13 protein-coding genes are annotated in these 12447 nt (G+C 60.8%); 3 read left to right on the forward strand and 10 right to left on the reverse strand.

Annotation, left to right across the window (positions count from 1 at the left end):
• Positions 1-63: 63 nt before the first annotated feature.
• The 9 genes from NG898_RS06965 to recA all read right to left on the reverse strand — a co-directional run bounded on the left by NG898_RS06965 (position 64) and on the right by recA (position 8940).
• Positions 64-1560 (reverse strand): PglL family O-oligosaccharyltransferase, encoded by a 1497-nt coding sequence (locus NG898_RS06965; RefSeq protein ID WP_315862492.1) that lies wholly within the window; start codon positions 1558-1560, stop codon positions 64-66.
• A gap of 313 nt (positions 1561-1873) precedes the next feature.
• Positions 1874-2365: a pilin gene (locus NG898_RS06970; protein ID WP_252691674.1), complete on the reverse strand. Its 492-nt coding sequence runs from the start codon at positions 2363-2365 to the stop codon at positions 1874-1876.
• 265 nt (positions 2366-2630) lie between these two features.
• Positions 2631-3152, reverse strand: coding sequence for a pilin (locus NG898_RS06975; protein WP_252691675.1), 522 nt, complete (start codon positions 3150-3152; stop codon positions 2631-2633).
• A gap of 185 nt (positions 3153-3337) precedes the next feature.
• The gene (locus NG898_RS06980) at positions 3338-4033 is read right to left on the reverse strand and encodes a TerC family protein (RefSeq protein ID WP_252691676.1); all 696 of its coding nucleotides are present in this window, start codon (positions 4031-4033) and stop codon (positions 3338-3340) included.
• Positions 4034-4190: 157 nt separating this feature from the next.
• Complete coding sequence (gene sucD, locus NG898_RS06985; protein WP_012434934.1) at positions 4191-5072, reverse strand: succinate--CoA ligase subunit alpha; 882 nt, start codon at positions 5070-5072, stop codon at positions 4191-4193.
• A gap of 88 nt (positions 5073-5160) precedes the next feature.
• Positions 5161-6327, reverse strand: a complete 1167-nt coding sequence (gene sucC / locus NG898_RS06990; RefSeq protein WP_092973140.1) for an ADP-forming succinate--CoA ligase subunit beta — start codon at positions 6325-6327, stop codon at positions 5161-5163.
• A gap of 66 nt (positions 6328-6393) precedes the next feature.
• Positions 6394-7020, reverse strand: a complete 627-nt coding sequence (locus tag NG898_RS06995) for a DUF2889 domain-containing protein (protein WP_252691677.1) — start codon at positions 7018-7020, stop codon at positions 6394-6396.
• 285 nt (positions 7021-7305) lie between these two features.
• Complete coding sequence (recX, locus tag NG898_RS07000) at positions 7306-7785, reverse strand: recombination regulator RecX (RefSeq protein ID WP_252691678.1); 480 nt, start codon at positions 7783-7785, stop codon at positions 7306-7308.
• 96 nt (positions 7786-7881) lie between these two features.
• A complete protein-coding gene (gene recA / locus NG898_RS07005; protein ID WP_252691679.1) occupies positions 7882-8940 on the reverse strand; it encodes a recombinase RecA in 1059 nt (352 codons plus the stop codon).
• Between the two features lie 266 nt (positions 8941-9206).
• On the opposite strand from recA, the gene NG898_RS07010 reads away from it, so the two are divergent.
• The 3 genes from NG898_RS07010 to NG898_RS07020 are packed head-to-tail and all read left to right on the forward strand — an operon-like array spanning position 9207 to position 11786.
• Positions 9207-9917: a response regulator gene (locus NG898_RS07010; protein ID WP_024976564.1), complete on the forward strand. Its 711-nt coding sequence runs from the start codon at positions 9207-9209 to the stop codon at positions 9915-9917.
• The gene (locus NG898_RS07015) at positions 9910-11478 is read left to right on the forward strand and encodes a sensor histidine kinase (RefSeq protein WP_252691680.1); all 1569 of its coding nucleotides are present in this window, start codon (positions 9910-9912) and stop codon (positions 11476-11478) included. Before NG898_RS07010 ends, NG898_RS07015 begins: the two co-directional genes overlap by 8 nt.
• Positions 11475-11786 (forward strand): DUF4212 domain-containing protein, encoded by a 312-nt coding sequence (locus NG898_RS07020; RefSeq protein ID WP_252691681.1) that lies wholly within the window; start codon positions 11475-11477, stop codon positions 11784-11786. The genes NG898_RS07015 and NG898_RS07020 overlap by 4 nt, the downstream gene beginning before the upstream one ends.
• Positions 11787-11796: 10 nt before the next feature.
• Here NG898_RS07020 and NG898_RS07025 read toward each other — a convergent pair whose 3' ends face one another.
• The gene (locus NG898_RS07025) at positions 11797-12447 is read right to left on the reverse strand and encodes a 3'-5' exonuclease (RefSeq protein WP_252691682.1); all 651 of its coding nucleotides are present in this window, start codon (positions 12445-12447) and stop codon (positions 11797-11799) included.

Here is a 12447-nt window from a genome sequence, read left to right on the forward strand (position 1 = left end):
CGGCAAAAACTGCTTCGACTCAATAAATCTTGACTGGCATTCTTATTATTCTCAGGAAATTTCCTAATTTCCTGGCGAAAGCAGACCGTCTGTTTTCAGTCGAGAACAGAAAGATTCGAGGCCCTCAAGCTTGGCTGCGCATGTCGATTGTACAAAGGTCGTCTGCGCGCCATAATCGGACCAGTACTCATGGCGCAATCGTCGCATTTGCGTAACCGCATCATCGATCTTCCCTTGGTAGGCTAACGCCACCGCATAACGCTGCACAGTCCCTGGTCCAGGATAAAGCTGCACAGCCTGGCGCTGGACTGCTGCCACGACAGGCGCCATCTCAAATGACACCCCGAGCTTCATGGCAATTGCAAGATTGGCATAGGGTGACAGCAGTGTAAGCGGTTCTTTCTCATAGTCCTTAAGCATCGCCCGATAGTCTCCTTGAAAATAATAGAGATTCTCCACCGCTCGGTAGTTTGGCCAAAGTTTGAGCAGTAACGCTGTGCCGCAGATAATAAATGTGGCGGTCAATGTCCACGCCATCTTTGGACTTGGCTTGGACAGGGTGCGACTGTCAACCCAACCCAAAGCAAATGCGAAAGGAAAGAGGAAAAACAGGTAATGGAGTGGGTACTCCAACATGGAGTGTGCGGCAAGCACCAAGATGACTGCATAGAAAAAAGCGAGTTCAGGCGTCAACTTCCGTCGCCAGACGACGATGACCAATCCCATGCAGGGCAACGCAACTGCCAGAAGCCCCAAGATGCCGACCTTGGCTAATAGGTCCAGCACAACGTTATGCGCGTTCATCGACATGACCACGTCGCCAAGTGTGTCGGTCTGAACGAACTGGTTGTAGGCATAATCGCCCCAGCCACCTCCGACCCAGGGATGCGTTTTGAACATATGCCATGCATGGTTCCAGAGCGGGGCACGGTCCGATACGCCATGCACCATCCGTTCTCCCAGGGACGTAGGCAAACCGAGATGCATGACATCGTTGGTATAAGCAACGAGCAAGTTGCACAACTGGTAGCAGAGCACAAAAACGGCCGGTGGCACCGCGGCATTCAACCAGCCTTGGAATCCCCGCCGTTCTCCCTTTTGTAGCAACCCACATAGCACGCCGACCACAACGACGTGAATCCAAGCGGTGCGCGAGAAGGTCAGCGTGATGCCCACCAAAAGCGCCATGGCAATCGGTAAGGCGAGCCATTTCCAGCGAACTGCCCGATACACCAGAAACACACATGCAGCGAGACCTATCGCCAGATAAGAGGCTACGTGGTTTGGTTGATTCAGATTGCCCCACATCCTGCGTGCCGGCGGCTCCGGCGGAAGGGATATCCAGCCCGCCGAGAAAGTTCGTACATTGAACAGTTGCAGTAACTCAATCGCTACCGTCAGCAGTGAGCCGACAATGACACCAACTGCAATTGCCTCGACCACACCCGGCACGTCCTTGCAACGCGCAGCAATTCCGACAATCCCAGCAGCTGCCAGCAACGCAACAATTGCTCCGAAAGACAAAATTGGGTTCAGTGGCGGTGCGACCAGTAACTGCAATAGCAGGACAAGCGCTAGACCGGCCGGGGCCAACACAGTCACAGGCAAGTCTCGCTTGCTGCTCCAACTGCTTGCAAGGACGAGTAGCCCCCACAAAGCCCAGACGGCCGCTGTTACAGCCTCACCGTAAAACGTCGGAATCGGATACGTATGTGGGGCGACTAGAAAGGGCGCTGCCCAGCACGCGCCGGCGGCAAACCAAGATAGCAGCCAGAAAGGCGATGAACGAGACATCGAGGTAGGTAAGGAAACAGCAACGCGCAATAAAAAGAGCGCCCGAAGGCGCTCTTTCAGGACAAGCCAGAAGTCTAACTTAGCGGCACTCAGCCGGAGCGTACTTGGATACCAACGTACCAGCAGAGCCAACCGGGGGCGTCTTACCCGCAGCGGCGCACGACCATTGAATCGGGGCAGCCGGCACAACACCAGTTGACAGCGCAGTGGCGGTACCACCGCTGCTGTAATAGGGAATCAGATTCAGAGTACCTGCACCAGCATTCGACGCATACGTGATGGTAATCACGCCAGTGCCCGAAGCGAGCTGCAAATTAGTGACGTTCTTGGTTGCCGGCACCGATGCAAAGCCGTTGGCCGGATCGTTGCCGTTCGCAGCGTTTTCAGCCACGAGAACCTTGGTAGCGGCAGCCAGCGACAGGCCTTCCGTCACGCGGGCGCGGATCGTGTAGTCCTGATACGCAGGGATTGCGATAGCAGCCAGAATACCGACGATCGCGACCACGATCATCAGTTCGATCAGAGTGAAGCCCTTCTGGACACGCTTGTTCAGACGACGCATCGATTTCATTGAATTTTCCCCCGGAAAAATTTGGTTAAGGATGATGCAGAGCTATTAGAGCAGGGAGTGTGCCAACTCGATTTCGTGAATTTGTGTGCCAAAACTGGCGCCATCCACATGTCTACCCCGACATGAAGTGACAGTTTTTGACATTGCGTGACGAAGACCGTCAATTTATCGGGCTCCACACCACATTCGCTTCCACTGCATTCAGACAAACGAATGGCAAGGGCGCCTCAAAGGCGCCCTTGCCGGGGACCGCCAACTGCTGTGCCTATCGGCACTCTGAGGGGGCATAACGAGAATCCAGCGTAGGCGTGGCAGTCCGGGTAACGTTGGTGGGCATCTGCTTCCCATTCGCGGAACAAGTCCACATCACGAGCGCGGGCGGCGGAGCGCTAGCGCTAAGATTGACATACGTCGATGAAGCTCCGCCGGAATACGGCGTCAGGATCAACTGATTCGACCCCGCTGGAGCAACCGCTGATGAAAACTGAATCGTGATTTCCCCGTTCCCGCTATTCACCTGCATGCCCGAAACGTTCTTGCTGGTAGGCAGCGAAGCCCAACCCAATGACAGATCGCTCTGCGAATTGGCGGCATTCTCCACCACCAACGCCTTCGCCTGCACCGCAATGATCAGCCCCTCCGTCACCCGCGACCGAATCGTATAGTCCTGATACGCCGGAATCGCCAATGCCGCCAGAATCCCAACAATCGCCACCACAATCATCAGCTCGATCAGCGTAAAACCGCCCGCCTGACGCCTTGTTCCCTTGCTGTGTTTGAAGCCCATGACCTCTCCCCAAAAGGCATTTTGTTGTTGGGAGGCCACCGTGCACGGACTATGCCAAGGCACACACCATATTTCGGGGAAAAAACTGGCGCGCTTTGTCGAAATTTGCGGCGCAAATCTGACCGTTCTTGACAGAATTCCGGACAGAACCCGTCATCACCTACTTTCGAGGGGATTCGTTCGGACTAGGCCTGCCGCAACGTTCGCCGGCTGAGCCACCGGCCTACGCTCACGACCAGCAGCGCCCCAACGCACCCCACCACTACATCCGCATACGGCATCGCGCGCTCAAACCACGCCGCATCGATCGGATCGGTGACGAGCATGTCGCCAGCTAGATAGCCGAGCAGCGCCGCTCCGAGTGTGATGATGACGGGAAAGCGCGCCATGACGCCCACCAGCAACGTGCTGCCGAACACGATCAGCGGTACCGACAATCCAAGCCCCAACACCAGCAGCAGAAACGTCGTGCCCGGCGGCCCCTTCTCGGCGGCGGCGGCCACGGCGACCACGTTATCGAGCGACATCACAAAGTCGGCGATGAGGATGGTTTGGATGGCCGCCCATAGGCCGGCACGCTGATGGCGATCGGCGGCCTCCTCGTCGGCTTCCGTCAGCAGCTTCACGCCGATGTAGACCAGCAGCACCGCGCCAATCGTTTTCAGGTATGGCAACGCAAGCAGCTTGACGGCCAGCACGGTCAACACCACGCGCAGCACAATGGCGCCGGCGCTGCCCCAGAAAATGGCCTGCTTCTGCTGACGCTTGGGCAGGTTGCGCGCGGCCAGCGCGATGACCACCGCGTTGTCGCCCGACAGCACGATGTTGGTCAGGATGATGGAGCCAAGTGCGAACCAGAATGCGCTTGAGGTGAGCGCCATAGTGTTCTCGAAGATGTCCTTGCGGGTTGGCGGGGAAATCGGTTTGCAGCGTCTTGTGTGCTTATACACATGTCGTGCCTGGATCGCATGCTGCATCGCGATCAAACAAAAACGGGAGCCGAAGCCCCCGTTCTCGCACAACCTCAAACCTTGCCGATTACAGCATCGCCTTGAGCAGACGTGCCATTTCCGACGGGTTCTTGGTGGTCTTGATGCCGCACTCTTCCATGATGTCGAGCTTGGCTTGCGCGGTGTCGGCACCGCCCGAGATCAACGCGCCGGCGTGGCCCATGCGCTTGCCCGGAGGCGCGGTCACGCCAGCGATGAAGCCAACCACCGGCTTCTTCATGTTGTCCTTGATCCAGTAAGCCGCGTTGGCTTCGTCCGGACCACCAATCTCACCGATCATGACCACGGCGTCCGTTTCCGGATCGTCATTGAACATCTTCATCACGTCGATGTGCTTCAGACCGTTGATCGGGTCGCCGCCGATACCGACTGCCGACGATTGGCCCAGGCCCAGCGCGGTCAGCTGGCCCACGGCTTCGTACGTGAGCGTGCCCGAGCGCGACACCACGCCGATGCGGCCCTTGCGGTGGATGTGGCCCGGCATGATGCCGATCTTGATTTCGTCCGGCGTGATCAGGCCCGGGCAGTTCGGGCCCAGCAGCAGCGTCTTGCTGCCGGCCTTACGCATCTTGTCCTTGACCATCATCATGTCGCGCACGGGGATGCCTTCGGTGATGCAAACCACCAGGTCCAGTTCAGCTTCGACAGCTTCCCAGATGGCATCAGCGGCGCCAGCGGGCGGCACGTAGATCACCGACACGGTCGCGCCGGTCTGGGCCTTGGCGTCCTTGACGGTTGCGTAGATGGGAATGCCTTCGAAGTCTTCGCCGGCCTTCTTCGGGTTCACGCCTGCCACGAAGGCGTTCTTGCCGTTGGCGTAGTCGCGGCAGCCGCGGGTGTGGAACTGGCCGGTCTTACCGGTGATCCCCTGGGTGATGACCTTGGTATCTTTGTTGATCAGAATCGACATGCTGTAATCCTTTTATGCAGCGAGCCGCGCCGACGTACTCAGCAGCGGGCGCAGCTCGCGTTCGCGTATGGTTGGGTCAGCGGGCGGCTTACTTGCCGGCGGCTGCGGCCACGACCTTCTCGGCGGCCTCTGCCATCGTGTCTGCGGCGATGATGGGCAGACCCGAGTCGGCCAGCATCTTCTTGCCGAGGTCTTCGTTGGTGCCCTTCATGCGCACAACCAGCGGCACCGACAGCGACACAGCCTTTGCTGCCGCGATCACGCCTTCGGCGATCACGTCGCAACGCATGATGCCGCCGAAGATGTTGACCAGGATGGCCTTCACGTCCGGGTTCTTCAGCATCAGCTTGAAGGCTTCGGTCACCTTCTCGGTGGTGGCACCGCCGCCCACGTCGAGGAAGTTGGCCGGCTCGCCGCCGAACAACTTGATGGTGTCCATCGTGGCCATGGCCAGACCGGCGCCGTTCACCAGGCAGCCGATGTTGCCGTCGAGCGAGATGTAGGCCAGGTCGAACTTCGAGGCTTCGATTTCCGCCGGATCTTCTTCATCCAGATCACGGTACGCAACGATTTCCGGGTGACGGAACAGCGCGTTCGAGTCGAAGTTGAACTTGGCGTCCAGCGCGATGACCTTGCCGTCGCCGGTCAGGATCAGCGGGTTGATTTCAGCTTGCGAAGCGTCGGTTTCCCAGAATGCCTTGTACAGGCCCTGCAGGGCTTGGCGGGCTTGCGGCACGCTCGCGTCGGGCACGCCGATCTTGCGGGCGATGTCGTCAGCCTGGGCGTCTTGCAGACCGGCTTGCGGATCGATCAGCAGCGTGTGGATCTTTTCCGGGTGCGATTCGGCGACCTCTTCGATGTCCATGCCGCCTTCGCTGGAGGCCATCAGCGCGACCTGCTGCGAGACACGGTCCACCACCAGCGACACGTACAGTTCCTTCTTGATGTCCGCGCCTTCTTCGATCAGCAGGCGCTTGACCAGCTTGCCTTCCGGACCGGTCTGGTGCGTCACCAGCGTCATGCCCAGGATGCTGCTGGCGTATTCCTTGACCTGCTCCATGCTCTTGGCAACCTTCACGCCGCCGCCCTTGCCACGGCCACCCGCATGAATCTGTGCCTTCACGACCCACACCGGGCCGCCCAGGGTTTCTGCGGCCTTGATAGCCTCGTCGACCGAGAAGGCCGGAATGCCGCGCGGAACCGGCACATTGTATTTGCGCAGGATTTCCTTGCCTTGGTACTCATGGATATTCATGCGTGTTTCCTTTGCTAGGCAGAGTGAGTGTGATGAGTATTGAAAACGCGAACAGCGCGGTGCCCTTCAGGACGAGGGCTCAGGCGACAGTTCGGTGGGTGGCGGTTGGATCTTGGCTTCGGGCTGGTATGCAAACCAGCGCGGGTAATGCTTGCGGACCACCTCACCCTCAAGATGCAGGGCATGGCAGCCATGGAGTTGATAAGGCGGTTTTTCACCGGGCTCGACAGGCCGGAGGTCGTTGGAGTTATCGCGCACCGGGAAGACGTCGCCCGCGAAGGCCTGGATGGCGGCGGTCGGCAACACACCACACAGCTCCGTCAGGTGCGTACAACCCGCTACGCCGCCAAGTCTCTCACGCGAGGCCTTTCGAAATCCCTTCATCAGATTCAGGCCGATGAGCTTTCGATAGGCGGGGCCAATCGTGTCGCAATGTGTTGGATACGGCACCCAGTCGGAGCACGCTTCGGCATCCACAACGTTCATGCGGGTATCGATGGTCACGCACAGCCACAGGTCATGCAGCGGCTGGCCTTCCGGGCGCACGCCGCCGCTGGCCAGGGGGATGTCACGTGGTTTGGTGTCGGTCAGGCGCGCTTCGATGTCCCACAGGCCGTCTTCCCGCAAATAGGCCTCCACCGTGATGGCACGGCGGTGGCGCATGACGCGCGGGACGGGAGCAGACAGAGGCATGGACCAGACGACTGATAGGACCGATGGAGGCGGCGCGCGCGGATCTCGCGCATCGCCCACGGGACATATGCAGCAGCGCATCAGCCGCCACACACGAACACTACCGTCCGGCAATTGAGATGAAGGACGGTACCAAAGACTTGAATTTTAACACGTCGTCACGCCCAGACTGGTCGCGTGCTGCAACGCAGTGTGAAAGCGGTTGCAACAACCGGGTAAGGTGCAACGGCCACGATCCGCACACAAGAGGATTGTCCGAGCGAATTGTTGCTAGATCGACGGCGTTCAGTCCGACTCGTCGCCATCTTCGAGCAGTTCATCGGCCCCCGCGATGATGCGCGACACCACCGACCGGGAGAATCCACGCGCCATCATGTATCGCACCTGCTTGGCCCGTTCGGCTAGATCGGCTGGTGGGCGGCCGAAGCGCTTTTCCCACAGAGCCTTGGCGCGCGCTGCTTCCGTGCTTTGCAGTTGCGCCTTGACCTCGCCCAGCGTCTCTGCGCCAAGCTGATGTGTTTTCAACTCCTGCATCAGGCGCGCCGTACCGTAGCGGCCCGCGCGGCGGTGCACCATGCTTTCGGCAAAACGCGTGTTGGAAAGCCAGTTTTCGCCCTCCAGCCAATCCAGCAGCGCATCGACCTGCTCGGCCGACTCGGCGTGCGGCACCAACTTACGGCGCAATTCGACGCGGCTGTGCTCGCGCCGAGACAGATAGCCCAGCGCACGTGCCTTCAGCGATAACGGTGGGCGTGGCAACGGCATACGGTTTCAGGCTCAAAAAGAAAACGCCCGCCGTTGGGGGACGGCAGGCGTATGAAGCTCGATAGAGCCGTCGATCTGCGCCGACGGCCAACCCAATTACTCTTCTCCGACTTCCTCGGCCACCGCGACGGCGCCCATCGGCGTCACGCCCAGTGCTTCGCGGACCTTGTTCTCGATGTCGCGGGCGAGGTCAGGGTTCTCGCGCAGGTATTCACGGCAGTTGTCGCGGCCTTGGCCGATACGCTCGCCGCCGTAGCTGTACCAGGCGCCGGACTTCTCAACGATCTTGGCTTCCACGCCAAGGTCGATGATTTCGCCCTCGCGCGACACACCCTGGCCGTAAAGGATGTCGAAGATGGCTTCGCGGAACGGCGGCGCCACCTTGTTCTTGACGACCTTGACCTTGGTCTCGTTGCCGACCACGTCGTCGCCCTTCTTGATCGAACCGATGCGGCGGATGTCCAGACGCACTGAAGCGTAGAACTTGAGCGCGTTACCACCCGTGGTGGTTTCCGGCGAGCCAAACATCACGCCGATCTTCATGCGGATCTGGTTGATGAAGATGACCATGCAATTGGTCTTCTTGATGGTGCCGGTCAGCTTGCGCAGTGCTTGGCTCATCAGACGGGCCTGCAGGCCGGGCAGTGCGTCGCCCATTTCGCCTTCAATTTCAGCCTTTGGCACCAGGGCAGCCACCGAATCGATGACGATCAGGTCAACCGAGCCCGACCGAACCAGCGCGTCAGCAATTTCTAGAGCTTGTTCACCCGTGTCCGGCTGGGAAATCAGCAGGTCCGGCACGCTCACACCAATCTTGTCGGCATAAGTGACGTCAAGCGCATGTTCAGCATCAATGAAGGCGCAAGTGCCGCCCAGCTTCTGCATCTCGGCAACCACCTGCAGTGTCAGGGTAGTTTTACCCGATGATTCCGGACCGTAAATTTCCACCACGCGGCCGCGCGGCAAGCCACCAACGCCCAGCGCCACGTCCAACCCCAACGAACCTGTCGACACGACTTGGACCGGCTCGACCTCGGCGTCGCCCATCTTCATGATGGAGCCTTTGCCGAACTGCTTTTCGATCTGCGCGAGCGCGGCAGCCAGCGCCTTCTGCTTTTCTGCGCTCATTGCGGCTGCCTTCTTACCGTCTTCCATGGTCGTCCTTCGTGCAAATTGGTGTATAAATGGGCCGCAAGGGCTTGCGATTCCAGCGGTTGCCTGCAATAACGGGCCGCAGCGTGATTGCCCCCGACACGACCCATTTCATGACTTTAGCGCCGCCAAGACTACAGCACCGCGAATTCGGAGTACTGTATAAAAAACCAGTGGTTTTGACAAGTCTCCAGAACACATATCGCGCGAAAACAATGTAGCGGGCGGGATGGGCAAGACATCTTGCCCGGCATCGCGGGGAGACACGCATGCGCATTCTGATTGCCGAAGACGACGCCACGCTGGCTGACGGGCTTACTCGCTCGCTACGCCAGGCGGGTTATGCCGTCGACCAAGCCTCCGATGGGGCGACTGCCGACGCGGCGCTGTCCGCGCAAACGGCCCAAACCTATGACCTGCTGATTCTCGACGTGGGCCTGCCGCGCATGTCCGGGCTGGAGGTCCTCAAGCGCCTGCGCTCGCGCGGGGCCATGCTGCCGGTGTTGATCCTGACCGCCGCAGACAGTGTGGAAGAACGCGTCAAGGGCCTTGATCTGGGCGCGGACGATTACATGGCCAAGCCGTTCGCGCTGTCTGAGCTGGAAGCGCGCGTGCGCGCGCTGGTGCGGCGGGGTACGGGCGGTGGCGCCACGCTTGTCCGCCATGGGCCGCTGGCATTCGATCAGGTCGGGCGCATCGCCTATATCCATGATCAGGTGGTGGAACTGTCGGCACGCGAGATCGGGCTGCTGGAGATTCTGCTGGCGCGCGTCGGCCGCCTGGTGTCGAAAGAGCAACTGGTCGACCACCTGTGCGGCTGGGGCGAAGAAGTCAGCAACAACGCCATCGAGGTCTACATCCACCGGCTGCGCAAGAAGATCGAGGTGGAAGGCATCCGCATCGCTACCGTGCGCGGGCTGGGCTATTGCCTGGAACGCATGGCCACCCCGACGACAACCGCGACGGCTGCCCATGGGTGATCGGTTGGCCTGGCCGTGGCGTCGGCATCGCGCGTCGCTGCGCGACCGTGACGACACGACTCCCGGGACTGATGGCCGCGATGACGGCGGCGATCTCACCGACACACTCCCCCACCTCGAAGACGACGCCACGCGGCCCGTCGCCCGATCCCTCTTCGGCGAAATTCTCGACTGGATGCTCGCGCCGCTGCTCTTGCTGTGGCCGATGAGCATTGCGGTGACGTATCTGGTGGCCAAGTCGATTGCGAACGCGCCCTACGACCGCGCGCTGGAATCGAGCGCGATCGTGCTCAGCCAGCAACTGCGCGAGGTGAATGGCCGCGTGACGCTGCAACTGCCGATCTCGGCACGCGAGATTTTGCGTGCCGACGAAACCGACAACATTTACTACCAGGTTCTCGGCACCAACGGCGAGTTTGTCTCCGGGGACCGCGACCTGCCCCTGCCGCCCGAAGAAGACGCCAACGCGGGGGGGCTCGTGCAACTGCGCGACGACCACATCCACGGCGCTGAGATTCGTGTTGCGTATACGTTCGTGCAGCGGCCGGGCTCTGGCGACAAGCCCGCGCTGGTGCAAGTGGCGGAGACGCTCGACAAGCGCGCGCAACTCGCGAACGAAATCATCAAGGGCGTGATCCTGCCGCAGTTCGTGATCCTGCCGTTGGCAGTAATCCTGGTGTGGTTTGGGCTGACGCGCGGGCTGGCGCCGCTCAACGCGATCCAGGAGCGCATCCGCGCGCGCAACCCGGGCGACACCAGCCCCATCGACGAAGGCGCCGCGCCGCAGGAGCTGACGCCGCTGGTGGCGTCGTTCAATGATCTGCTTGGGCGGCTGGAGCAATCGGTGCATACGCAGAAGCGCTTCATCGCGGATGCCGCGCATCAGATGAAGACGCCGCTGGCGGGTCTGCGCATGCAAGCGGAGTTGGCACAGCGCGAACAATCGCCCGACGAGCTGCGTCGCACGCTCGCGCATATCGCCGACAGCTCGGATCGCACCGCGCACCTCGTCAAGCAGTTGCTTTCTCTGGCGCGCATGGAAAACATGGGCGCCACCGACGGTCTGGTGCCGCTGGATATCTGCGCGCTGTCACGCCAGGTGGTGGCAGAGTGGCTGCCAAAGGCCTGGGCCAAGCAGATCGACCTCGGTTTTGAGGAGCCTGGGCCGCCGGTCACGATTTCGGGCAATGCGACGATGCTCGCCGAGATGCTCAACAATCTGCTGGACAACGCGATCCGCTACACGCCCGACGGTGGACATGTCACCGTGCGCGTGACCACCGCGCCGTTTGAGCCGTTCGTCTTCATCGACGTGGATGACACTGGCCCCGGCATCCCCGTGGCCGAGCGCGAACGCGTGATGCAGCGCTTCTACCGCATTCTTGGCACACAGGCCGAGGGCAGCGGTTTGGGCCTGGCCATCGTGCGCGAAATCGTGCAGCAGCACGGCGGCGACATCGAGGTGCTCGACAACGTGTATCAGGCATCTCCGCGGCTGGCGGGGGCGCGCTTTCGCATCACGCTGCATCGCGCCTCGTCTGGCGAAGAGGCCACCGCATGAGCATCACGCCCGGAACCCCTGCACGCCGCCGCTGGATCGCCAACATGCGTTGGATCGCGGCGCTGCTCGCGGTGTGGTTTGTGGTGACATTCGTGATCGCGTTCTTTGCGCGTGACCTGTCGACGCACTTTTTCAACTCGGACTGGACGTTCGCCTATTGGGTCGGCGCCCAGGGTGCGCCCATCGTTTATGTGCTGATTACCGTGCTCTATGCGTGGCGCACCAACCGCGCCGCGGATGCAGCCGCGCAACACGACGAAACGGCGCAGCATGATGCGCCGGAGTCATCTCCTCCGCCGTCCATCTGACACCAGCACGTTACGCCGCACCCAGATGGCGCAGCTTCACAAACGCCAACGCCGCCATCACCGCGTCGTTAAGCGCGTCATGCGCATCCCAGGTCGGCAAGTCCAATCCCTTCATGACAGTGGCGAAGCGCAGGTCCAGATCGGGGTCGCCCTGCTGCCGATACGGCGGCAGTTGTCGGAACTGGTAGTCGTAATACAGGGCGGAAACTTCAATCTTGGGCTGCGGCAAGCCGATGCCCAGCATGGGCACCACCACCCGATTGAGCATCGCCACGTCGAACTCAAGGTAGTAACCCACCAATGGCCGGCTGCCGATGAAGTGCAGCAGTGCATGGGCGGCTTGCTCGATCGACATACCGCTGTCCAGGTCGCGGTTGCGCAGACGATGCACGCAAATGCTTTCTGCGCGCATCTCCCCGCGCGGCCTGATGAGCAGCTCCAGGCGCTGGCTGGTCAAAATGCGATTGCCGGCGATGCGGACAGCACCGATGGAGACGATCTCGTCGGTGCGCACGTTCAAGCCGGTGGTCTCGCAATCGAGCGCGACCCACTCATCTGCAGGCGGGGCCTCGAACAGGAAGCGAAACGCCGGATCGCGCAACCTGCGCAACTGGCGCCGCCTTTGCAGTGCCTGCAGCCAGTCGGAGAGCCGTCCGTTCAT

The organism is Ralstonia mojiangensis (genome assembly GCF_023955645.1).
Lineage (GTDB): Bacteria > Pseudomonadota > Gammaproteobacteria > Burkholderiales > Burkholderiaceae > Ralstonia > Ralstonia mojiangensis.

Excerpts from the sequence above, each read along its gene's own strand:
- NG898_RS07025 (WP_252691682.1), bottom strand. The coding sequence starts at position 12,447 with ATGAACGGACGGCTCTCCGACTGGCTGCAGGCACTGCAAAGGCGGCGC.
- recX (WP_252691678.1), bottom strand. The coding sequence starts at position 7,785 with ATGCCGTTGCCACGCCCACCGTTATCGCTGAAGGCACGTGCGCTGGGC.
- NG898_RS07020 (WP_252691681.1), top strand. The coding sequence starts at position 11,475 with ATGAGCATCACGCCCGGAACCCCTGCACGCCGCCGCTGGATCGCCAAC.
- sucC (WP_092973140.1), bottom strand. The coding sequence starts at position 6,327 with ATGAATATCCATGAGTACCAAGGCAAGGAAATCCTGCGCAAATACAAT.
- NG898_RS06995 (WP_252691677.1), bottom strand. The coding sequence starts at position 7,020 with ATGCCTCTGTCTGCTCCCGTCCCGCGCGTCATGCGCCACCGCCGTGCC.
- NG898_RS06970 (WP_252691674.1), bottom strand. The coding sequence starts at position 2,365 with ATGAAATCGATGCGTCGTCTGAACAAGCGTGTCCAGAAGGGCTTCACT.
- NG898_RS06980 (WP_252691676.1), bottom strand. The coding sequence starts at position 4,033 with ATGGCGCTCACCTCAAGCGCATTCTGGTTCGCACTTGGCTCCATCATC.
- NG898_RS07010 (WP_024976564.1), top strand. The coding sequence starts at position 9,207 with ATGCGCATTCTGATTGCCGAAGACGACGCCACGCTGGCTGACGGGCTT.
- sucD (WP_012434934.1), bottom strand. The coding sequence starts at position 5,072 with ATGTCGATTCTGATCAACAAAGATACCAAGGTCATCACCCAGGGGATC.
- NG898_RS07015 (WP_252691680.1), top strand. The coding sequence starts at position 9,910 with ATGGGTGATCGGTTGGCCTGGCCGTGGCGTCGGCATCGCGCGTCGCTG.
- recA (WP_252691679.1), bottom strand. The coding sequence starts at position 8,940 with ATGGAAGACGGTAAGAAGGCAGCCGCAATGAGCGCAGAAAAGCAGAAG.
- NG898_RS06975 (WP_252691675.1), bottom strand. The coding sequence starts at position 3,152 with ATGGGCTTCAAACACAGCAAGGGAACAAGGCGTCAGGCGGGCGGTTTT.